Source organism: Perspicuibacillus lycopersici, from assembly GCF_025660475.1.
In the GTDB taxonomy this organism is placed as follows: domain Bacteria; phylum Bacillota; class Bacilli; order Bacillales; family Caldibacillaceae; genus Perspicuibacillus; species Perspicuibacillus lycopersici.
On sequence record NZ_JAOUSF010000002.1, the window covers coordinates 235,433 to 258,726 of the forward strand.

Genomic DNA, 23,294 nt, shown 5'->3' on the forward strand with positions numbered 1-23,294 from the left:
ATCATCCTCATCCATTCTTATAAATCGGATAACCAACAAACTTAAAGTCCTTTCCGATTGGTGTAAAACTTCCATCCGCCAATTCAATCGCTTCACTCATTTGTTCTAACCCTGTACCTTCAAGAAAGGTAGGAGCATTTGCACCACCTATTAATTTTGGAGCAAAATAGACTACGACTTTATCTATTAGTTGATTTTCGAAAAACGAGGCATTCACCGTTCCCCCTGCCTCTATCAATAAAGAAGAAATCTGGTTTTCTCCTAAAATGGTGATAACTTCCTGAGTGTTAACGGTTGTTTGACTAGTAGTAGAAAAAATCTTTATCCCTCTGCTGTTCAATACTTTCTCTTTTTCCCTGTCAAATTCGTTACTCGTAAAAATCCATGTTTCTGCTTGTTCATCCGTTACTACATGTGCGTCCAATGGAATGCTCAATTTCGAATCTAATATTATCCGAATCGGATTTCGTCCATTTGGAATCCTTGTAGTTAATTGCGGATTATCTTTTAGTACAGTGTTAATTCCTACAAGAATTGCTTGATTTTCATTTCGTAATTGATGGACATCCTCTCTTGCTAGCTCCGAAGTAATCCATTTACTATGTGCTGTATAGGTTGCGATTTTTCCATCTAATGTTGTCGCAGCTTTTAATGTAACAAATGGTTGCTTTTCCACAATATATTTATTAAAAACTTCATTCATTTTTCGTGATTCTTCCGCACGAACACCAATTTCCACTTCAATTCCCGCTTCTTGAAGAATTTTTACCCCATTACCTGCTACGATCGGATTCGGATCAAGTGTGGCAATAACAACCTTTCTCACACCTGCAGCGACAAGTGCTTCTGCACATGGTCCTGTTCTTCCGTGATGGGAACAAGGCTCGAGCGTTACATAAATAGTGGCTCCTCTTGCTTTATTTCCAGCCATACGAAGTGCGTGTATTTCTGCATGTGGTTCGCCAGCCTTCATATGGGCACCAACGCCAACAATCCGATTATCATTTACAATAACTGCTCCAACTAACGGATTCGGATCTGTTTGCCCTTTCATTGCTTGCGCATTTTTTAATGCTAAATCCATATAGAACTCATGACTAGTCATTATTGCAGTTCCCCTCTTCTTCCTTTAAATGCCCAGCACGCTTCACCTTTGTTTGTAAGTATTTTTCATTATATTGGGAGACATCTCCCCATAATGATTTTCTACCGGAAATTGGCATCCCCGCATTTTTTAATGCATCTAATTTCCTTGGATTATTTGTTATTAATGTAACCGGTTTTTGCCGTAAAGCTTTTAGCACACGAATAGCATCATCATAATTACGTGAATCATCTGCAAATCCAAGCTGTTCGTTTGCCTCAATTGTATCGTAACCATTTTCTTGAAGAATGTAAGCCATCGCTTTACTGAATAAACCAATTCCACGTCCTTCATGATTCGCTAAATAGAAAATCGCTCCTGAACCATTTTCGACTACCATTTTCATGGATTGTTTTAATTGGAAGCCACAATCACATCTCTTACTTCCGAAAATATCCCCAGTATGGCAAATAGAATGCATACGAATTAACGTATTTTCGTCATACTCAAAGTCACCATATACTAACACACTTGATTGCTGATGCTCCGCTAAATTCGCTGAAGATAGCTTCGCAATTATCTTCTCGTAATCCTCTGTCACCTCGTCACAATTCAACCAACAGTACCATTTAAAATTAACCGTTTCCCCATATAAATTAACCGGTAATTTAATCGGACCAACTAAATAAATGCCACCGGAATTCGTATTAATTAATTGAATTTTATTTTCTAAAATACTTAACACTTTAGTGTCAAATTTTGTTGTTGCCATGTATAATCCCTCATTTTATGTTTATTGTATTATATGGATATTCTCCAGAATGGATTTCCCCATGTTTACCTTAATTGGTAAATTACATTTTTTTCCACCTTTATATTTCGGTCAATTAATATTGTACCAACGCACGATGAATTTTATCAAATGATTACTCCTAATCGTTATGTATTAGTGTTATACAAAAATTGTACAGTATGTATTTTGTTGTGGGAGGCATCACTATTTTCGGGAACTGCTTCGCTTTTTTCAGGAACCCCACCATATTTTTTCTCGGAACTACTCCCATTTTTCCGGGAACTGTCTCGCTTTTTTTAGGAATTGCTCATCTATTTTCGCCAACTTTATCACTTTTTCCAGGAACTGCCCTCCATTTCCCAGGAACTACACCTCATTTTTCCAGGAACACCCCATTTTAGGGAAATGACCACTCATTTCCCTAAAACAAAAACGGAGACTGCTTATTACTAGCAATCTCCGTTTCAATAAATACAAATCTTAAAAATATATATTAAAAGTTTAGATATTTTCTAGGGTTAACTGCATTCGATTTGGAGCCGTTCCATTCACCTTCATGGATTTCGAAGTGAAGATGGACACCAGTTGAATCGCCTGTAGTTCCCATTGCACCTATATATTGACCTTTTTGAACAACTTGTCCTTCGGATACACCTCTACTGTCTAGATGTGCATATACGGTTGTGTATAGCTGTCCGTCGATATAATGCGATACAAATACAACATTTCCGTAGGAGCTTGATAAATAGGATCGTGATACTACACCTGCCGCTGCTGCATATATTGGTGTTCCTTTACTGTTGGCAATATCTAGACCGAAGTGAGTTGTGCCCCAACGACCACCAAATTCAGATGATACATATCCTGCAGCCGGACGCATAAAGATGCCACTAGATGTTGGTACAGCTGGTGCTTGGTTTCCACCATCTTGATTTTTTTGTGCTTCTTCCTGTCTGCGCTTTTCTTCTTCAATTCTTTGTTGTTCTAATTCCATTGCTTTTTTAATTGCAGCTTCCTGTGCAGCAATTAGTTCCTGTTGCTCTTGTAAATCCATTGTATGCTCTTCCGCTTCTTTTGCTTGCGCTTGTAGTTCTGCGATAAGATCATTCATTTCTCCCTTTTTACTTTCTAATTGGGATTTATCTTTTTCTATTTCTTCCTTTAAAGATACTAATTTCTCTTTATCTTTTTCTACTGTTTCTTTTTTCTCTTCTACCGTCTTATAATCTTTTTTATGCTCTTCTAAAATTTTCTTATCTGCCTCTATAATAGTTGATACTGCCGAAACGCGGCTGATAAAGTCAGTGAAGCTTTTTGATCCAAGCAATACTTCAAGATAGCTGATGGATCCACCTGTTTCTTGAAGTACACGTGCACGATCCATTAATAAATCCTCACGTTGCTTCATTCGTTTTTCAATTTCTTTTATTTCTACCTTAAGCTGTTCAATTTCTGCATTTTTATCTTCGATTTCTTTATTTTTTGCAGCAATTGCATCTTCTTTTTCTTTAATTTCACCTTCAAGAGTCGCTAGCTGCGATTCTAAAGTTTCCTTTTCAGAATTGATTTTTTCTAGTTCTTCTTGTGCTTCAGATAATTTTGATTCAACATCAGAACTCTTTTCATCTAGCTCTTCTTTTTTGTTTTCAAGGTCTGATAGTTTCGAAGCTTCAGCAATTGAACTGCTCAACGTAGTTGCAAAACCAATAGTCAACATTAACACGATTAAGCCTAATTTACGTTTCAACCTGCTTCCTCCTTTTCCTTTTTATACATGCGTTAGAGAAATTAGCTTATGTAAATGAATAAGCTGGATATTTATTTTATTGGGGCAAGGGAGTACCTGCCCCATGAATGTACGAATGATTTATATCTTTAAAAATTTGTGAACCGACATTAAGCTTCCCCAAACACCGATAACACAGCCAATTAGCAGCAATATACCACTTACTTGGTATGCAAACGGATTAAAGTCTAATATTTGAATAAAGTTCCCTACTAATTTCGGCTCTAAAAATGTACTAATTTCTTTGTAAAGGACGATAATTGCCGTAATTGGAATAATCGAACCTAAAATACCTAGCCATAATCCTTCTAGAAAGAATGGCCAGCGGATAAAACTATTCGTAGCACCTACTAATCTCATAATCTCGATTTCTTTTCTTCTGGCAACAATTGTTATTTTAATTGTGTTTGAGATTAAGAAAATTGCTGTGAATAACAGACCAATGATAAGAACGATACCAACATTTCGACTAACCTTAATAATGTCAAATAGCTTTTCTACATCATTTTGTCCGTAACGCACTTTATAAACAAAATCTAATTTTTCAATTTTTTCGGCTGCTTTCATTGTATCTAACGGGTCTTTTGTTTTTACAATAAAGGCCGCGTTTAGTGGGTTACGTTCTTCATATAATTGTTTAAATAAATCTGCATCCTCACCGAAGCTATCAATCAATGCATCTAATTCCTTTTCCTTTGAGGAAAACGTAACAGAACCTACTTCAGATATATCTTTTATTTGTTGTGTTAACTTCTCTTGATCTGCATCAGTAGCAGTTGTATCAATTAATACTTTAATTTCTACATCCTCTTCGATGGAAGTGGCTACTTGATTTAAGTTCATTAAAATAATAAAGAACACACCAACTAATACTAACGTTACAGTAACAGCACTTACTGAGGCGAAAGTCATCCAGCCATTGCGGACAATATTTTTTAAACTTTCCTTCAGATGACGCCCGATTGTTCTAAATTTCATATCCGTATTCACCTCGTTGCTCGTCGCGAACAATCATGCCTTCTTCAATAGCAATAACACGATGTTTTCTTGTATTTACAATGTCTTTATTATGTGTGGCCATGATTACCGTTGTTCCTCTTGAATTGATTTCCTCAAAGATTTTCATAATATCCCAAGTTGTTTCAGGATCCAGATTCCCTGTCGGTTCATCGGCAATCACTACTCTAGGCGAGTTCACGATTGATCTTGCAATCGAAATCCGTTGTTGCTCCCCACCAGATAATTCATCCGGTAGCATTCTTGCCTTATGCTTTAAATTTACTAAATCTAAAACTGCCATTACGCGTTTCTTTATTAGTTTTGGAGATTCTTCAATAACCTCCAGTGCATATGCAATATTTTCATAGACCGTTAGCTTCGGCAATAGCTTAAAATCTTGGAAGACTACACCGATTCCTCTACGAAAATGGGCAATTTTACTATTTTTTATTTTCGTAATATCAATGCCATTTACTACGATGGTGCCTTTTGTTGGTTTTTCTTCACGATACATCATTTTGATAAACGTGGATTTACCTGCACCGCTTGTCCCAACAACATAAACAAATTCCCCTTGGTCTATTTGAACGTCTATACCATTAGCTGCAACGACACCATTTGGATATCTTTTATAAACGTCTTTCATTACTATCATTTATCAATCACCTTATCTAAATTTTGTCGTATTTCCTCAATTGTTGTTTATTCTTCGGTACATCATTTTACATATTTCCTATTATAACATCAAAAAATGACAAAATGAGATGAAAAAATTTTACATTTATATTTCAAATCAGTTTATCTCGCATAAATTTATTTTGTTTATTGTAAAAAAATAAAGAATTCTGTCGTTTTTGTTACTACTATATCATTATACAAAAAAATTTAAATATGGCTATAGTAGAATAGTGGCAAATTTTATCGATTATTGTCATCTTTACACAGTACTTCTATAGTAAATGAGAAATTTGTGGATTAATAGAAGAAAATAGAGGAAAAAACCATGGTAAACATTGGTAACTGTTTCCAACCAATGGAAATATCGGTCTGTCCCATGGTTTTATAGAAGTAATTATTTCTGTTCTGCTAACCATTGTGCCACTTTTTCGGCATCCTCGCCTTTTAAAACACCACTTGGCATTTTTTTATAGCCATTGATAATAATCCCTTCGATTTCTTCGGCGGTATATTTTGTCCCAATTTGATCAAGATCTGCCGCATATCCTGATTTCAAGTCTGCTCCATGGCAGCTCGCACAGCTTTGCACAAAAAGTTCTTCTCCCGTTAATGGTTCCTTTGATTCATTACCACTGCTACAAGCAGCCAATCCAAATAATCCAATAATAGTTAGCAATACGTACGACCATTTTTTCAGCATGTCTAGCCCCCATTTATCAGTATTTCTACTCCATACTTCCAGCAGTTGTTGATAATACAAGTATAAATTATAATAGAAGGTTTACCAAATTATTTAGGAAGTCCTTCTTTAGCGGCAGTAAATCCTCTTCCTAATACTTCTGATGCATCTACTACAATGACAAATGCATATGGATCAATAGCTTTCACAATTTGTTTTAAATTCGTAAATTGTGTTTGATCGACAACTGCCATTAGCATTGGCCGTTGTGTATTTGTATATCCTCCATATGCTTCGATTCTCGTTAATCCGCGATCAATTTTCGTAAGAATAGTTTGACGAACCTCTTCTTCATCATTCGTAATGATTAATACCATTTTCGAACGGTTCCAACCAATTTGCACAAGATCTATCGTTTTACTTGTTACAAATAATCCAATTAAGGCAAATAATCCTTTTTCTATATCAAATACAACCATTGCCATAAGAACGATAAGACCATCAATTATTGCTACACTTTTACCAAGAGATATATTAGTGTATTTAGACAGTATTTGTGCAGCCAAATCTGTTCCCCCTGTCGATGCATTCCCTCGAAAGACAATCCCCAGGCCAAGCCCTACACCGATTCCGCCAAACAGCGATGCAAGTAAAGGATTCATTGTCCATGGTTCTACATCTTTCGTTAAATAAACGACAAAAGGTAAAAAGACGGTACCAACTAATGTTTTGATTCCAAATTGAAAGCCAAGCACAAGGATGCCTGCGATAAATAAAGGAATATTTAATGCCCATTGAACATAGGCTGGCTCTAAATTCCATACCCCATGTAAAATGGTGCTAATTCCACTAACCCCACCAGATGCGATTTGATTTGGTAATAAAAAGACATTGAAGGCTATGGCAACAATACTTGATCCGATAATTACATACAAATAATTTAGTAATTTTTCAAATGCTTTTACTCCAACATTTTGTTGATTCCTTTTCATTGCGATGTACTCCTTTAATCGCTAATCCAATAAGTAATCATTTTTGAATACTTTCGAATAGCAGAAAAATAAATTGTTTTCTTATATTTATGTAAGCGTTTTAATTTCTTCGATTATAAAAGTTATTGGTAAAGATTCGTTTATTTCCCATTTGTATTATTACATCATTTATTACATTCCAGTAAAAAACGGTGGAAATAAATTCCGCCGTTTTTACCTATAATCAATCATCAAAACATTACTGAATTCTCGAGCGTAAATAGGCATCGATAAATTGATCGATTTCGCCATCCATTACTGCCTGCACATTTCCTGTTTCTGTACTAGTACGATGGTCTTTTACCATCGAATATGGGTGGAATACATAGGAGCGAATTTGGCTACCCCAGCCAATTTCTTTTTGCTCGCCACGAATTTCTGCAAGTTTTGCTTCTTGTTCTTCAATTTTCTTTTGATACAATTTTGCTTTTAACATCTTCATTGCTTGTTCTCTGTTTTGAATTTGCGAGCGTTGTGCCTGACTAGCTACAACAAATCCTGTTGGAATATGGGTAATTCGAACAGCAGAAGATGTTTTATTAATATGCTGTCCACCAGCACCACTTGCACGGAATGTATCGACACGGATTTCATCTGGTGATACTTCGATTTCAATATCATCATTTATTTCCGGCATCACATCACACGATACAAAGGATGTATGGCGACGACCTGATGCGTCAAATGGTGAAATCCGTACGAGGCGGTGTACGCCTTTTTCTGCTTTCAAATATCCGTATGCATTACGGCCTTGAATAAGTAAAGTAACACTCTTAACCCCTGCTTCATCACCTGGTAGATAATCAAGCGTCTCTACTTTGAAGCCTTGTTTTTCAGCCCAGCGTGTATACATTCGTAAAAGCATTGATGCCCAGTCCTGTGACTCGGTACCGCCAGCACCTGGGTGTAATTCTAATATTGCATTGTTTTTATCATATGGACCACTTAATAATAACTGAAGTTCAAATTTATTTAATCGCTCGGTTAGGTCTTCCAATTCAGCTTCTAATTCTGTTTGTAAATCTGCATCTGGTTCTTCCTTCAGAAGCTCATAAGTCAAATCTAAGTTTTCATATGTTTCATTTAACTCATGAAACTCGTTAACTTGTTCTTTTAATCCATTTGCCTCACTAATAACGGTTTGTGCTTTATCCTGATCATTCCAAAAATCTGGCATAGACATTAATTCATCTAATTCTGCAATACGTGCCTCTTTGTTTTCTAAGTCAAAGAGACCCCCTAAAGTCCGCTAATCGTTCAGCTGTTTTTTCTAATTCATTTCTAATTTCTGCTATTTCCATTTTCGTCACCTCTAAAATACTTTCTATAATTCCATTATATTTTTTTACAGTTTGTGTCGAAATTACTAATCAATTGATATTTTTAATCTATTTTCTGGGAAATATTTTGACGAAATATCTAAGCAACCTTCGACAATTGTAGAAATCTGTATATTCTTTGAAAGGAACTTCTTATCGTTAATAGCTTTTACAAAAACAAGCTTTCAACAAATGGATTTTCCACAAAAAAGAGGGAGGAATGTCTTCTCCCTCTTTTGTTTATTCAAATGGATTCACCTTGATTATTGTAAATCTTTTTGTTCTAGTTAATCAAGTTTTTTCATTAAAACGTCCTAATTATGCTTCTTTTCCGTGACAGTGTTTATATTTTTTGCCACTTCCGCAATAGCATGGGTCATTTCTGCCAATGTCGATTTGTTTCTTTAGTGGCTTTTTCTTAGGTTGGTCACCATCAGAGGCTGGTATAACGGCTTGCCCCTTGGCAACTTCCTCACGTTTTAAATTATCGACGATTTCGGCTTTCATAATATATTTTGCAACATCTTCTTCAATGGACTCAACCATTGCTTCAAACATTGCGTACCCGTCTGTTTGATATTCACGTAATGGATCGGTTTGTGCATATGCACGAAGATGGATACCTTGGCGTAATTGATCCATTGCGTCAATATGACTAATCCATTTAGAATCTACTGTTCGTAATGTAATAACCTTTTCGAACTCCCGCATTTTTTCGGAACCAAGCGTTTCCTCTTTTTCATTATATCGTTCCGTTACTTTCGCAAAAATGATTTCAACCATTTCTTCTGGATTTTTGCCTTTAAGATCAGCTGCTTGAATATCATTTTCCGGGAGTAGGTTGGCATTAATATATTTAATTAAGCCAGCGATATTCTTATCTTCATCTGTAGAATCTCCGGAAACATGTAATTGGACATTCCGTTCAATTACGGACTTAATCATTTTTTCAATAATATCACGTAAGTTATCGGAATCAATTACTTCAAATCGTTGACTATAAATAATTTCCCGTTGCTGACGGATTACATCATCATATTGTAGTAATTGTTTACGTGCATCAAAGTTATTTCCTTCCACGCGTTTCTGTGCCGATTCAACAGCTCTTGATACCATTTTACTTTGAATTGGTTGAGAATCATCCATTCCTAAGCGCTGCATCATTGTTTTCATATTGTCGGAACCGAAACGACGCATTAATTCGTCTTCCATCGATAAATAAAATTGTGTAACCCCTGGATCTCCTTGACGACCAGAACGTCCACGGAGCTGATTATCAATCCGACGACTTTCGTGACGCTCTGTACCGATAACGGCTAAACCGCCTAATTCCTTCACGCCTTCACCTAATTTAATATCGGTACCACGACCAGCCATATTTGTCGCAATTGTTACGGAGCCTTTATGGCCAGCTTGGGCAATAATATCGGCTTCACGTGCGTGATTTTTCGCATTTAATACATTGTGTCGGATGCCTTTTTTCGTTAGCAATTGGGAAATTAATTCCGATGTTTCAATGGCAACCGTACCTACAAGAATAGGTTGGCCTTTTTGATTGCGCTCAGCAATATCATCCACAACTGCTTGGAATTTTCCCTTCATTGTTGCATAAATTAAATCTGGACGGTCATCTCTTGTAATCGGACGATTCGTTGGAATAACAATAACATTCATATTATAAATGTTACGGAATTCTTCTTCCTCTGTTTTCGCTGTACCTGTCATCCCAGCCAATTTCTCATACATCCGGAAATAGTTTTGGAATGTAATGGTAGCCATTGTCATGCTTTCATTTTGTATTTCTACGCCTTCTTTTGCTTCAATCGCCTGATGGAGACCGTCACTATAGCGACGTCCCTTCATTAAACGACCGGTAAATTGGTCTACAATGACGATTTCACCGTCTTGGACGACATAGTCAACATCCCGATGCATAACAACCTTTGCACGTAATGCTTGGTTAATATGGTGGTTTAATGTCACATGATTAATATCAAATAGATTTTCGATTCCAAAGCTTTTTTCAGCCTTATTAATTCCTTCTTCTGTTAATAAAACACTTTTCGTTTTTTCATCTAATGTATAATCTACTTCTGCTCTTAATGTATTCACAAATGCATTTGCTTGAATATACAATTGTGTAGATTTTCTTGCAGAACCTGAAATAATCAATGGTGTACGTGCCTCATCAATTAAAATGGAGTCAACCTCATCAATAACAGCAAAGTTCAGTGGTCGTTGAACCATTTGTTCTTTGTAAAGCACCATGTTGTCTCTTAAATAGTCAAATCCAAATTCATTATTTGTTCCATACGTAATATCTGCATTATATGCATCTCGTTTTTCTTCTTTTGTCATTTCATTTAAATTTAGGCCAACAGTTAGACCAAGGAATTCGAATAGTTGTCCCATTTCGGTAGCGTCACGTCTAGCTAAATAATCATTGACGGTAATTACATGAACACCTTTACCGGAAAGGGCATTTAAATAAACTGGCATTGTAGAAGTTAATGTTTTACCTTCCCCAGTTTTCATTTCGGAAATATTACCTTCGTGCAGAACGATACCACCCATTAATTGTACTTTATATGGATATAGTCCTAGTACACGGCGAGCAGCTTCTCGTACAACTGCGAAAGCTTCAACTAATAATTCATCAAGACTTTCCCCTTTTGCTACTCTTTCCTTAAATTCTGTCGTTTTTTCTCGTAATTGATCATCCGTAAGTCGCTCCATGTCAGTAGCTAATGATTCAATTTGATCCGCCATTTTTTCCAAACGCTTGATTTCTCTTTTGTTAAGATCGAAAATTTTATTTAAAATACTTGCCATTTCAGCGTCGCTCCTTTGTATATAAAAACCTTTTAAGCTTTACGGCATGTTTATTTAGGCAAAATTGGTGCCCAAATTTATGAAGAAAAAGCTAGTGATAATTTCTCTACAATAAATGAATTGTAACTACTAGTCAATTGAATTTTTGTGAACAAAATTACTATTCAATCTGATGAAATTAACGTAATTATCGTTTTTATTGTCATATTTTATATTACCATTTACGTCCATAAGTGACAACTTACACTAATTGCGATTTGTCATTAGAAACTGCCAAAAACGTTAGGACAAAAAGAACGCACCATAAACAATTGCACCTGAAATCACATAAACTGGATGTACCTTCCATTTTTCTAAAAGAAGTAAACTAATGAGTGCAATACCAAACGTTTGCCAACCGCCGATATCGTGAAAGGAATCAAAGAAAAAATCATAGGTTAATATCCCCATTAATACAGCAATTGCCGGACGGACATAATTGCTCATCCGTTTTACTTTCGGGGAGTCTTTATGTTTAAGAATTAAACTCAATAGGGCAATCATTAAAATGAGTGAAGGAGCAACAGTAGCAAATAGACCAACAGCAGATCCGAAAATTCCACCTTCCATATAGCCAACATACCCTGCCATTTTCGTCGCAATTGGTCCAGGTAATGCATTGGCAAGTGCAATCATCTCACTAAATTCTTGATGATTCATCCACTGATAACGATCAACCACCTCATTTTCCACTAATGGAATCGATGCAGGGCCACCGCCATAGCCTAATATTCCTGGGATAAAAAATGCGAGAAAAATTTGCCAATAAATCATGAAGTTTTCACCTTTTTATTAAGATTTTCATCCGCTTGTTTTGACTTTTTCAAAAGTGCTGCTGCCAGTAAACCAGCAATTAATATTCCTGGATGAATCGATAATACTTGTAAAACGATTAAGCTAACAATAACTAAAACAGTTGTCATTAGCCAGCCGAAGTAGCCTTTTGATTTCTTAATAAAATCCCATGTTAATACCCCCATCATGACGCCAACCACTGGAACGACTGCTTTTGATATTCCATTTACCCATGCAATATCCTTATAGGCTTGTAATACCGTTAAAAATAAAATCAATAAAACAGCAGTTGGAAGAATCGTAGCAATTAATGCGACGAGCATTCCAACTATCCCTCCGACACGATATCCGATGTATCCTGCCATTTTCGTTGCAATCGGTCCTGGTAAAGTATTTCCGAGTGCTAATACGTCTGAGAAATCTTCGTCGTCCATCCACTTATAACGTTTCACCACCTCGTCATAGACGAGCGGAATGGAACTCGGACCACCTCCATAGCCTAATATTCCTGAACGAAAAAATGCAATAAATATATTTAAATACTTCATGTATTCACCTTCTGATTTGAAATTGTTGAATGAAATTGTTTGGAGTAGTAAAAACGAAGAAATTGATTTGGAAAATTAATTTCTAAAGTATTCTTATCCTTTGTTTATTCTATGTATATTATTTCGTTAATTTTCAAGAGCAGTAGGCTCAGGAAATGGAATTGGCCGCTTCTAAATTTTTTCAAGCGGCCATTTTTCGAATAATTTACGCTCACTTCTATTCACTAAGTTCTTTTACCAAACAGCAATAGAGCCATCGGTGCGCGACTCTGTTCCGCCGACTAAAACCCCAGTTTCTGGATTTCGCAAAATGATTTGCCCCCGTCCGAAAGCACCAGTATCTAATGCAATCTGTACTTGATGTCCCCTTCTAGCTAAGCTTTGTGCAATCGCCGTCGGGAAGTTCGGTTCTACAATAACCTTTTTATCTCCCATCCATTGCCATCGTGGTGCATCTAACGCAGCCTGTGGGTTTAACCCAAAGTTAAGCAAATTCATCACAACTTGCATATGACCTTGTGGTTGCATATACCCACCCATGACTCCAAACGGACCAATTGCTTCTGTTCCCTTTGTTAAAAAGCCAGGAATGATAGTATGATACGTTCTTTTCCCACCTTGTAGGGCATTGACGTGGTTAGGGTCCAAGGAGAAATCCGCTCCACGGTTTTGCATCGCAATCCCCGTTCCCGGGATGACGATTCCTGAACCAAATCCCATATAATTACTTTGGATGTAGGAAACCATATTCCCTTCTCCATCGGCTGTCGCTAAATAAACCGTTCCGCTTTGCTTTGGCTCAAATGATGACGGCTCAATGGCAAGCTCCCCAATTTGCGCACGGCGTTGCATAGCGTATTCCTCCGAAAGCAACTCGCTTATTGTTGTTTCCATCTTGTTCGGATCCGTAATATAGGCTTTTCCATCTGTTAATGCTAATTTCAATGCTTCAATTTGCTTATGATATGTATCGACCTCATCTTTTCCAGTAAAAGAAAATCCTTTCGCAATATTTAAAGCCATTAGTGCAACAATTCCTTGGCCATTTGGTGGAATTTCCCAAACCTTATAGCCATTATATTCAATACTAATTGGATCAACCCATTCTGGCTCGAAGGAGGCTAAATCTTCTTCCGTTAAAAATCCATCGTTCTTTTTAAAAAATGTCGCAATCTTATTAGCAATTGGACCGCGATAGAAGCTTTCCGCATTGGTTTTGGCAATTTCCTCTAATGTTGTTGCATGACCTTCCGATTTCCATACCTCACCTATTTTCGGGGCGTTTCCACTTGGTGCAAAGGTTTCAAACCAATACTGATATTCATCTGTTTTGTAAATTTCTTTATAGCGATTGAATGCAGAGCCCCAATATTTTCCTAACGTTGGACTTAATGGATAGCCTTCCCGTGCATAGGCTATTGCTGGCTGCAATACTTCTGTCAACGGAAGTCGACCAAATCGTTTAGATAGTGTCGCCCAAGCCCCAGGTATTCCTGGTACGGTAACTGGGATTAGCCCATGTACTGGCATTTTTTCATGTCCTCGCGCCTTCACTGCGTCAATCGATAGCGATTTTGGTGCTGGTCCACTACTATTGAGGCCGAACATTTCCCCTTGTAACCAAACGATGGCAAATGCATCTCCGCCAATTCCATTGGAGGTTGGTTCTACAACTGTTAATGCAGCCGCAGTTGCAATCGCTGCATCAACTGCATTCCCACCTTTTTTCAAAATTTCCAATCCCGCTTGCGAGGCTAATGGCTGTGAGGTTGCAACCATTCCTTTATTACTAAAAACAGCAGTACGTAGTGATGCATACGGATAATGTAAAAAATCCAATACGATTCTCCCCTTCCCATTATAAAATGCAAAAAGCAGTAATATGAGCGAAAATTTAAGAAAACAAATATTATCCTATATATTTATATATTAATTGAATCTATGAAAGATTTTTATTTTTCTATTATAATAATGATTGTTTGAAAAATCTAGTTTAATAAAAAGGTAGCGATATGGAGAAACCTTTTTATTAAATACCTGGTCCTCGTATTGAAATTTCCTATTTGTATTCCGTCCGCTGGTTTTTATATTGTTACGGAAGTAATGAAAGCAGCGATCGTAAAAAAGATGGTATGTATGCCATCTTTTTTGAGTAAAAAAATTGTAACCAACATGAAAATTCCCGCAGTCAATGAAGACTGCGGGATATTATTTGTCTTTAAATAGTTTCGATTAAACCGTAGCGACCATCTTTTCTACGGTACACAATATTGGTAGTGTTTGTATCGGCATCTGTATAAATAAAGAAGTTATGTCCTAACAAATTCATTTGTAATACAGCTTCTTCACTATCCATTGGCTTCAGGTCAAAACGTTTCATACGAACAATTTCCATATCGTTTTCTGTTTCTTCCTCTTTGTTAGCAGCTGCACCATTTACAAATAAATCCTTCGTTCCAATTTCACGAGATTTCCGATTTACTTTTGTTTTATGTTTACGGATTTGCCTTTCCAACTTATCAGTAATTAAATCAATACTTGCATACATATCAGTATTTACTTCTTCTGCCCGAAGTACGAAGCTTGGAAGTACAATAGTCACTTCGACTTTCGCTTTTTTGTCATTGTAAACCTTCAAATTCACGTTTACATTTGTATTTGGAGTTTCTGTAAAATACTTTTCTAACTTAGTGATTTTCTTCTCTGCATACTCCCGTAATGCTGGAGTTACCTCAATGTTTTCACCGCGTACGTTAAATTTCATACGTAAACTCCTCCTTTATAAAAGCTATACTTATAATTTCGCCAACAAGTGGACGATTTCCTCCTTTTGTACTAAAAAAATTTGTCGAATAATATTTTTCGACATCATTTTGTCACAAGTTCCTGGTGATTCCTATGTATGTGTAAGTATTCTCCGAGTTTCATTATATGAAGTTTCTATTGAAATTAGAATGCATGAAAAAAGAGTCACCAATTATTTTGGGACTCTTCTACCACGTTATTATTTTCGTTTATCATAAAAATATCCATCTGTTTGTATAGATTGATACGGATTTATATATTGTTTTCCAGATTGCTTACGCTTTTGCAGTTGACGTAAGTCGGTTTGAATTATTTGCTTTTGCTTCGTTAACAGCTGAATTAGTGTTTCGTTTAATGAAAGGATTTGCTTGCCTAATTTTTGCTCTTCTTCGGAAAAAGGAGGAACCATTTGCTTCGCATGCTCATCCCGCTTATTTAGGAGTAATTGAATATCGTGCAGTTGATTATCACGATCTTGTGTATCCTCTTCTAATCGTTGAATTAGCTCTGTCGTTACTAAATAAAAATCATTCAACGAGCTCATTAAATTTGACCACCTTGGCCATATCGCTGTCTACGATTCACTTGAATTACTTCCTTCCATGTATCACGAAATTCTGTCACAATGCCTTCTGCATCGGTTAGTGCATGGATGTCATTTTTAATATTTGCTTCGATTAATTGTCGCCGAACAAAATCATATAGTGCCATCATTTGTTTGGAAATTTCAAAATCCATATTCAAAGTCGCCATAAGCTCACTAATGATATTTTGTGCTTTTTGCAAATTACTATTTTTTTCTGGGATGTTTCCCGCTTGAATAGCATGCTTTGCTAGATTAATAAATTTTAAGCAACCATTATATAACATTAACGTTAATTCCCCTGGACTTGCTGTCGTTACGGAGTTTTGTTTATATGCTTGATATGGATTATTAATTGCCATGTTCAATCCCCTGCCTTATTTACTAGTTGGTTCCTATATTCTACCTGCTACTTGTGACACTATCGTTTAATAAGTGAATAAGGATGATATATATGTTGATTGAGAATTTGCCTGCTGAATTGCTTTTTCCATTGCCGTAAACTGTGCATAATAGCGAGTTTCTAACATTGTTAACCGTTCTTGGAAAGTTTCCATTCGGTCATCTAATGTATCTAACTCTCTACCAATTGCGAAATTGGAATTAGTTGACAAGGTGCTTCCTGCACGATTTTTTAATTGATCCATCGTTTGTGTCACACGATCGGATAGACGGAGCATGATTCCTTTGCTGCTATCCGTTGAACCAGTGCCACTGAATAGTGCCTCAATTGATTCCGGATCCTTTTCGATTGCGGCTTTTAATTTATTTTCATCAATCGTTAGTTTCGCGCTTTTGTAATCAGCTGTTGTTGTTATCCCAATGGAAGACAATGTTCGCATTGCCGGGTCAATCCCGTCTTGGCTTACTGGAGAATAAACGGCTGCACGTACGGAATTAATAAAGCCAGATAAAATCGAATCATTCTTAAGTAAACCACTCTTTGCTTTTTCTTCCCATTGTTCTTGTTGTTTATCTGTAAGCTTTTCACGATCATCGTCCGTCAATGGCAAGTAATCACTATATTTCTCTTCCGAAAGCTTTCCTTGAAGCTTTTCAACAATCTCATTATATTTATCTACAAAGCTCTTAATATTTTCGAATAGTTTATCATTATCTCCACTAACATTTACGGTAATATTTTCACCTGGTGCTGTCGTACTCTTTAAGGTGAGTGTTACCCCATTCATGGTAAATGTATTAGAGGTTCGCTCCGTTTCTAATCCATTGATTGTAAAGGTCGCGTTTTGTCCACCTTGCTCTGTTACACCGGAAAAACCAAGAACATTATTTAGAAAATTACCAGAGGTCGTGATTTCTTCTCCGGTTTCATTAAAATTCCCAGTCTCTTTTCGAGAGATAGTGACCTTATCTGAATAGGAGTCATAAAACATCGTTACCCCTGCATCACTATTGTTGACTTTAGACATAACCGTATTTAATGATGCACTTCCAGAAATCAAGAACTTTTCATCTACCTGTCCAGTCGATGTTTGGGTAGTTAATCCAAAGGAAAAATAATTTTCTTTAGATGCTATTTGAATATCTACTTTTGGTTTTTCATCGCTAGATCCTGAGGCAGCAGCGGCATCCTTTACTAAATTACGGAAAGTATCATTAAACGTAATTTTTCCGGATGCATAATCAATTGTACCAACTGCTGTTCCTGAACTATCCACGAGGTTACTTCCATTGGCAGAATATTGCTGGCCATTCATGGTTAGATTAACACTACCTTCAACCAATGCACCGCCAATCGACAACTCGGTTATATCCTCATTAATCGATTTCGTTTGGATGTTTTGATTTGCGACATAATCTACTTTAATACTGCTATTAATCGCTAAATCATTTTTAAAGGTAAGTTTCCCGGTTGAAGCATCCACCAATACTTGGTTATCTGCTAGCCCCCCAGCAGGTTCGCTAGTTACCACTTCATAGCTAGTTCCATTAACCTTGACTGCCATATTTTCCACGTCGACAATCGAAGTACCTGAAGCAAGTCCAATTGTTTGCTCTTTTCCTGCCTGTGTCACTGAAATCGTAGTTGATTTTACACTGCCTTCCTTCCAATCAAAGCTTGTGCCACCTGCTGCAAAAGAATCCTTAATCGAATAAAGAGCTTTTGTTGGATCAATTTTTTCAGTACTATTAGCTGAAATAGTTCCGTTATTTACTTTCGATGCTGCCGTAGCGAGCTGTGTGACATTAGAAATGGAGTAAGATCCTTGACCTGCACCACTTGTTGCCGTAGAAGTCACTTTATCTTCATTACTGCTTCCAGTGTTTCGCGTTTGGTAAAAGGAACTTAAACTCATATTCGTAAGCTCTGTACGGAAGTTGAGCAATAAGGTGTTCATTTCACGGTAACTATCCCGCTGCCATTCGAGTATTTGTTTATCTTGTTTCATTCGATTTAATGGAATACTTTCGGCTTTCATCATATTTTCTACGATTTCGTCAATGTTCATCCCACTTGCTAATCCGGTAACACGCATGACCATTTGTAGTCACTTCCTCTCCTCTATAGCATGTTTTTTCTTTTAGCTCACGTTTCATACTCTTGTATCAATTTCCAATCCCATGTTTTCTCTCATGGCTGCGTAATAATCGAGCATTTTTTTTGGTGGAATTTCTTTTATCGTTTCTTTCGTTTCATCGTCGATAACTTTTACATAGTACCTATCGAGATCCTCATGAATTTCGAATTTTAAGGATGTGTTATCATGGATTAATTTTTCATTTATTTTTTTTACGATATCCTGTATTTGTTTTTCATGTATTGCTTTATCCTTTTTTTCTTCCGCTTTCGTTAAGCCACTATTTGTTGCTTTTTCCCCATGGTTTATTGTAGCCTGTACATTTGATTGAACTGAATTATCTCCGGTCTTTGTCCCATTTATGCTCGTTGCTATGACATGCTGTCGGGAAGGAATCTTGTCTATCATAGGTTTTCCCCCTACATGTTTTCATTTTGTACATACGAATTTTTTTCTCTACCTTTTATATCGGTTCCCATAATAATTTTTTTAACCTTATAAGACGATAATCTGTAAATTTATAGAAAAAAACACATGAGATTTATTTCCCATGTGTGCTTTCATTCGTTCGAATAATTATATATGATTAAACAAATTTATTTCTTCCGGCACTTGCTCCTAGAGCAGTGACAAGTATGGATACGAAAATTAATGTGCCAACTGGGATCGTCCATGCTTGCGTAATGTCATACAATGTACCAATGAGAATCGGACCGATAGCAGATAATAAATAGCCGATGGATTGCGCCATACCAGATAGTGCAGATGCTTGTTTCGCATCTCTTGCTCGCATCCCTAAATAAGTTAACGATAGTGCAAAGCTACCGCTTAAAGATATTCCTATCAGGACAATGCTTAGCATCATGGCAAAGTAGCTTGTCCCAATAAGTAATCCACCATATCCGATGACTGCTAGTAAGCCCATAATAATTGCTAATGATTTTTGTGATTTCATTTTACCAGCAATAATTGGAACGATGAATCCTGCCGGTAGACCGATAAGCTGTGTAAAGGAAAGCATCCAGCCAGCTTGTGTGCTATTGAGTCCATTATTTTGTAAAATTGCTGGTAGCCAGGCAATCGTGACGTAATATAGTGTTGATTGAAAGCCCATGAATAATGCTACTTGCCAAGCCAATGCAGATTGCCATAGCTTTGTATCCTTTGCTTCCTCATGAATGACTGTGCTATTTGCGGATGGGCTAGTTTTTGCTAAATAAAACCAAATAATCAATGCGATAATAACGGGTATCATCCATACAAGTAATGCAGTTTGCCAGCCATATCCCATTCCTACGGCGATTGGAATACTAATACCAGATGCGATTGCTGCAAAAACATTCATTGCAGTTGTGTAAACACTTGTCATCAGACCGACTTTGTCTGGGAATTTTTCTTTTACAATCCCTGGTAACAATACATTACATATTGCAATTCCGACACCGATTAGGATAGTACCTGTAAATAATAAGGTAATATTGGATATAGAACGTACGGCAATACCGACAATAAGAAAGAATAAGCCTAATAATAGTGTTCGTTCGTTATGTAAGCGACTGGCTAAGCTTGGCACTATCGGTGAGACGGCAGCAAAGGCAAGCAGTGGCAAGCTTGTTAACAATCCTGCACTCCATCCGGATAATCCAACAGCCGATTGAATTTCTCCTACCAATGGCCCGATGGATGTAATTGCTGGCCGCAGATTAAATGCTACCAACACAATACCGGCTATAAAAAACGAGAGATAATAAGATCTATTTTTAATTTCTGACTTCTGTATTTCCACTAAGAAGCTCCTTTCGGTTAACAAGCAATTAAATGATGTTTGTCCTATGGGAAAGTATTCTTTAAAAATTCCTTTAAAACACCTTCAATACTATATCATAATAATAGTTATAGTTTATAGTATCCCTATAATTTCTATTCAATTAGTTATAACAAAAACATCCATCGTAATTGATAGAAATGAAATTATTATTTAAGAAAAATCCTTTAAAATAGTATTATCTCACGGTAAAATGATAGAGTATAATTACAATAATAGTATTTTATCTAAAAAGTCAATAAAAGCAATAGGCAGATAAACTAATTAGAAAAAAGGAGAATTAATATATTTTGAATATTATTATTTTATCATCCTGCAGGTGGAGTGATATGCTCCAAAGGCCACATCATATGGCTCGTGCTTTAGCTAAACTTGGAAATACAGTTACTTTTATTGAGCCGGCATATCGACAAGTATCGATGAATAAATCCGATATAAGTGAAACAGATATTCTGGAAATTAATATTAAAGAAACAAAAAATATTGATGGCGTTTATATTTATTCACCTATTCAAGCCATAAATAATATCCCGGTATCAACAATTAGTTATCAATTAATATGTCAATTTCTACTACCAAAAAATAGTGAAAATGATAATGTGATAATTACCTATCTCCCCGCTTATATTCACGTAATCACAGCCTTAGACTCTGCTAAATATTCTTTAGTCTATGACTGTGTAGATGATCATTCAGATTTAACTTATTCGTATTGGTCATCTAAAAATGATATTGAAAATGAAGCTATATTAATGGATAAAGCTGATATTATTTTAACAACTAGTTCTTCCCTTTTTCTTGATAAATCAATAGGGAGAGATAATGTTTATTTATCTAAAAACGCAGTAAATACCGAAGATTTCATTTTGTCTTCTAAAGATACTGAGCCAGATGATATAAAAAATATTCCTGGACCACGAATTGTTTATATGGGAGCAATTGACAAATGGTTTAATACAGAGCTGTTTTATAAAGTAATTGAATCTAACCCAGATAAATCCTTCATTTTAATTGGGCCACAAAACGGAACTATCATTAATAAAACTTATCAAAATTTATATTTGTTAGGGCCAAAAAAACATGCGGAATTAAAAAATTATCTCAAATATATGGATGTAGGTATTATTCCTTTCCGTGATGATATTGATCTCATAATTAACTGTGACCCAATAAAACTATATGAGTACTTGACATGTGGTTTGCCAGTTGTTTCTACAGGTTTACCAGATCTATGTATAAATAATGGATTCATTGCAACAAGTAATAACCATTTCGAATTTTCTAATAGTATTAACGAATTTTTAAATGTTGAGCTTGACATGCAAGCAATTAATACATTTATAGCAAATAATACATGGTCAAAAAGAGCAAAAGATCTTTTATCCATATTGAATGAGAATAAAACGAACCAAGCTCATAAAAATGAAGTTATAAATGATATGCAACAAAATTGGGGAACATTTTTAGCGGAAAATGAAAACCCAATAATAAAATCTCTCTATAGTCTTACTTATGCAGAATCAAATATTGAAAAATTTCTAGAAGATAGTAAAACTGCTTATGAAGTAAAAGGGGATATGTTCACACTTAAACAATATGTAATAGCTCTTTATTTGAATAACAGAATAGAGGATGCTTGTAATATAGTATTAACTAACCCATTTGTAAATGATGTAAATAAAGCTGAACTAAAATTACAAATGAATAGAGGAATAGATGTACTCATCAATATCCATCTATTTTACTGCATAAGAAAATTAGAACTCGTTTTGGATTTAATAAATTATCTTCCTACAAATTCAGAAATATATCAGTTAGAACTTGCTAATTATTATGTTGAAGTTGGAAGAATAGAAGATGCATTAAATATTTATAATAATTTTAGGGATGTCTCTATGAGTGAAAATAGTCCACTATTTCATACAAACTTAAAGGCAATGCTAACCAGACTAGGTCTGCATAGTGATGCTCAAAAATCCCATTTTATTTCCATACAATTGATAGACAAACTATTAAATAAAGATGATAGATTCACTAATTGGAAAAATTTATTTACAGAGACTCAAGTGTGTGATAACTGTGGTGAGGTAAATAGTACTTTAGTAATCACCCGCCCCGACAATCAAAATATCGTTTCATGTACCAATTGTGGACTAGCTTATTTAGAAAAAATACCAGTAAGTTCCAAACTGCATAAGCTTTATGATTTTGGTTATTATACTCATTCTCAAGTTGCTGGCTATAATAATGATTATTTTAATGAAGATAAAGGGTATATGTTTAAACCTCGTTTAAATTGGATTAATAATACCACCAAAACTAATAAGGAAAAAACTATTTTAGATATAGGCTGTGCAAACGGCGAATTTTTATCTTACGCAAAAGAATCTGGCTGGAAAACGTACGGAATTGAAATTTCCTCGGAAAGTTATTCAATTGCAAAAAAATTAGGAATAGAAGTGTATAATGACGAGCTACAAAATGTTAAGTTTCCAGATAATTACTTTGATTGTATAACTCTATGGGATGTAGTAGAACATTATATTTCTCCAAAAAGAGAGCTAAAGGAGATTTTTAGAATCTTAAAACCTAATGGAAAGCTCTTTATTTCAACTCCAAACCATAGAAAAGGGATTTTTAATGGAGAAAATTGGTTTGGCTACAATGCATCTTATGAACATTTATTTTATTTTGAACCTTCTACTTTAATCGATATGCTAACTTCTATTGGTTTTAAAATAGATGATAGTTTTACACATGATGCAGGGGACTGGAATTTTACAAACGTTCGCTCTGTAGGACATGTATTATTATTATCTGCTAGAAAATAATAATATTAAGATTTGGTTTGAAAGATTGGTCAATAACTTTATCGTGAAATTATCTGAATAAACGATAGAAAAAAGGACATCCACAAAGTCAATTTGGATGTCCCTTTTTAATAGTAATAGCCAATCG

The 23,294-nt window shown here is 35.7% G+C and carries 19 protein-coding genes; 1 reads left to right on the top strand and 18 read right to left on the bottom strand.

Going from position 1 to position 23,294, the window contains the following annotated elements; all coding sequences use genetic code 11:
• Nucleotides 1-7: 7 nt before the first annotated feature.
• From ribD to OEV98_RS05365, 18 genes are all read right to left on the bottom strand, one after another.
• Nucleotides 8-1,105, bottom strand: a complete 1,098-nt coding sequence (gene ribD / locus OEV98_RS05280) for a bifunctional diaminohydroxyphosphoribosylaminopyrimidine deaminase/5-amino-6-(5-phosphoribosylamino)uracil reductase RibD (protein ID WP_263072170.1) — start codon at nt 1,103-1,105, stop codon at nt 8-10.
• Nucleotides 1,098-1,856, bottom strand: a complete 759-nt coding sequence (locus OEV98_RS05285; RefSeq protein ID WP_263072171.1) for a GTP cyclohydrolase II — start codon at nt 1,854-1,856, stop codon at nt 1,098-1,100. Before OEV98_RS05285 ends, ribD begins: the two co-directional genes overlap by 8 nt.
• A 514-nt stretch (nt 1,857-2,370) precedes the next feature.
• Complete coding sequence (locus tag OEV98_RS05290) at nt 2,371-3,624, bottom strand: murein hydrolase activator EnvC family protein (protein WP_263072172.1); 1,254 nt, start codon at nt 3,622-3,624, stop codon at nt 2,371-2,373.
• Between the two features lie 120 nt (nt 3,625-3,744).
• Nucleotides 3,745-4,641 carry a permease-like cell division protein FtsX gene (gene ftsX, locus OEV98_RS05295; RefSeq protein ID WP_263072173.1) on the bottom strand — a complete coding sequence of 299 codons (897 nt, stop codon included), beginning with the start codon at nt 4,639-4,641 and terminating at the stop codon, nt 3,745-3,747.
• Nucleotides 4,631-5,317 (bottom strand): cell division ATP-binding protein FtsE, encoded by a 687-nt coding sequence (gene ftsE, locus OEV98_RS05300; RefSeq protein ID WP_263072174.1) that lies wholly within the window; start codon nt 5,315-5,317, stop codon nt 4,631-4,633. The genes ftsX and ftsE overlap by 11 nt, the downstream gene beginning before the upstream one ends.
• Before the next feature lie 417 nt (nt 5,318-5,734).
• Complete coding sequence (locus OEV98_RS05305) at nt 5,735-6,040, bottom strand: c-type cytochrome (protein ID WP_263072175.1); 306 nt, start codon at nt 6,038-6,040, stop codon at nt 5,735-5,737.
• Nucleotides 6,041-6,129: 89 nt separating this feature from the next.
• Nucleotides 6,130-7,011 carry a YitT family protein gene (locus OEV98_RS05310; protein WP_263072176.1) on the bottom strand — a complete coding sequence of 294 codons (882 nt, stop codon included), beginning with the start codon at nt 7,009-7,011 and terminating at the stop codon, nt 6,130-6,132.
• Nucleotides 7,012-7,249: 238 nt separating this feature from the next.
• Nucleotides 7,250-8,351 (bottom strand): peptide chain release factor 2 gene (gene prfB, locus OEV98_RS05315; protein ID WP_263072177.1). Its coding sequence is split into 2 segments (ribosomal slippage): nt 7,250-8,278 and nt 8,280-8,351, totalling 1,101 coding nucleotides; the frame shifts between segments, so codons are not numbered across the junction.
• 336 nt (nt 8,352-8,687) lie between these two features.
• The gene (gene secA, locus OEV98_RS05320) at nt 8,688-11,201 is read right to left on the bottom strand and encodes a preprotein translocase subunit SecA (protein WP_263072178.1); all 2,514 of its coding nucleotides are present in this window, start codon (nt 11,199-11,201) and stop codon (nt 8,688-8,690) included.
• 282 nt (nt 11,202-11,483) lie between these two features.
• On the bottom strand, nt 11,484-12,014 hold the full coding sequence (locus OEV98_RS05325) for a chromate transporter (protein WP_263072179.1): 531 nt from the start codon (nt 12,012-12,014) through the stop codon (nt 11,484-11,486).
• On the bottom strand, nt 12,011-12,583 hold the full coding sequence (locus OEV98_RS05330; protein ID WP_263072180.1) for a chromate transporter: 573 nt from the start codon (nt 12,581-12,583) through the stop codon (nt 12,011-12,013). Before OEV98_RS05330 ends, OEV98_RS05325 begins: the two co-directional genes overlap by 4 nt.
• Before the next feature lie 234 nt (nt 12,584-12,817).
• Complete coding sequence (locus tag OEV98_RS05335; protein WP_263072712.1) at nt 12,818-14,428, bottom strand: gamma-glutamyltransferase family protein; 1,611 nt, start codon at nt 14,426-14,428, stop codon at nt 12,818-12,820.
• Between the two features lie 373 nt (nt 14,429-14,801).
• A complete protein-coding gene (gene hpf / locus OEV98_RS05340) occupies nt 14,802-15,347 on the bottom strand; it encodes a ribosome hibernation-promoting factor, HPF/YfiA family (protein ID WP_263072181.1) in 546 nt (181 codons plus the stop codon).
• A gap of 240 nt (nt 15,348-15,587) precedes the next feature.
• Nucleotides 15,588-15,932, bottom strand: a complete 345-nt coding sequence (locus OEV98_RS05345; protein WP_263072182.1) for a flagellar protein FliT — start codon at nt 15,930-15,932, stop codon at nt 15,588-15,590.
• Nucleotides 15,932-16,333, bottom strand: a complete 402-nt coding sequence (gene fliS, locus OEV98_RS05350; protein ID WP_263072183.1) for a flagellar export chaperone FliS — start codon at nt 16,331-16,333, stop codon at nt 15,932-15,934. The genes OEV98_RS05345 and fliS overlap by 1 nt, the downstream gene beginning before the upstream one ends.
• A 66-nt stretch (nt 16,334-16,399) precedes the next feature.
• On the bottom strand, nt 16,400-18,475 hold the full coding sequence (gene fliD / locus OEV98_RS05355; protein WP_263072184.1) for a flagellar filament capping protein FliD: 2,076 nt from the start codon (nt 18,473-18,475) through the stop codon (nt 16,400-16,402).
• Between the two features lie 51 nt (nt 18,476-18,526).
• On the bottom strand, nt 18,527-18,919 hold the full coding sequence (gene flaG, locus OEV98_RS05360; RefSeq protein ID WP_263072185.1) for a flagellar protein FlaG: 393 nt from the start codon (nt 18,917-18,919) through the stop codon (nt 18,527-18,529).
• 178 nt (nt 18,920-19,097) lie between these two features.
• Nucleotides 19,098-20,297 carry a CynX/NimT family MFS transporter gene (locus OEV98_RS05365; protein ID WP_263072186.1) on the bottom strand — a complete coding sequence of 400 codons (1,200 nt, stop codon included), beginning with the start codon at nt 20,295-20,297 and terminating at the stop codon, nt 19,098-19,100.
• Nucleotides 20,298-20,626: 329 nt separating this feature from the next.
• Here OEV98_RS05365 and OEV98_RS05370 point away from each other — a divergent pair, with 329 nt between their 5' ends.
• Nucleotides 20,627-23,167 (top strand): methyltransferase domain-containing protein, encoded by a 2,541-nt coding sequence (locus tag OEV98_RS05370; RefSeq protein WP_263072187.1) that lies wholly within the window; start codon nt 20,627-20,629, stop codon nt 23,165-23,167.
• Nucleotides 23,168-23,294 lie beyond the last annotated feature (127 nt).

Coding starts and splice junctions, on each gene's coding strand:
- ribD (WP_263072170.1), bottom strand. CDS start 1,105: ATGACTAGTCATGAGTTCTATATGGATTTAGCATTAAAAAATGCGCAA.
- OEV98_RS05285 (WP_263072171.1), bottom strand. CDS start 1,856: ATGGCAACAACAAAATTTGACACTAAAGTGTTAAGTATTTTAGAAAAT.
- ftsX (WP_263072173.1), bottom strand. CDS start 4,641: ATGAAATTTAGAACAATCGGGCGTCATCTGAAGGAAAGTTTAAAAAAT.
- ftsE (WP_263072174.1), bottom strand. CDS start 5,317: ATGATAGTAATGAAAGACGTTTATAAAAGATATCCAAATGGTGTCGTT.
- OEV98_RS05305 (WP_263072175.1), bottom strand. CDS start 6,040: ATGCTGAAAAAATGGTCGTACGTATTGCTAACTATTATTGGATTATTT.
- OEV98_RS05310 (WP_263072176.1), bottom strand. CDS start 7,011: ATGAAAAGGAATCAACAAAATGTTGGAGTAAAAGCATTTGAAAAATTA.
- secA (WP_263072178.1), bottom strand. CDS start 11,201: ATGGCAAGTATTTTAAATAAAATTTTCGATCTTAACAAAAGAGAAATC.
- OEV98_RS05325 (WP_263072179.1), bottom strand. CDS start 12,014: ATGATTTATTGGCAAATTTTTCTCGCATTTTTTATCCCAGGAATATTA.
- OEV98_RS05330 (WP_263072180.1), bottom strand. CDS start 12,583: ATGAAGTATTTAAATATATTTATTGCATTTTTTCGTTCAGGAATATTA.
- hpf (WP_263072181.1), bottom strand. CDS start 15,347: ATGAAATTTAACGTACGCGGTGAAAACATTGAGGTAACTCCAGCATTA.
- OEV98_RS05345 (WP_263072182.1), bottom strand. CDS start 15,932: ATGAGCTCGTTGAATGATTTTTATTTAGTAACGACAGAGCTAATTCAA.
- fliS (WP_263072183.1), bottom strand. CDS start 16,333: ATGGCAATTAATAATCCATATCAAGCATATAAACAAAACTCCGTAACG.
- fliD (WP_263072184.1), bottom strand. CDS start 18,475: ATGGTCATGCGTGTTACCGGATTAGCAAGTGGGATGAACATTGACGAA.
- flaG (WP_263072185.1), bottom strand. CDS start 18,919: ATGATAGACAAGATTCCTTCCCGACAGCATGTCATAGCAACGAGCATA.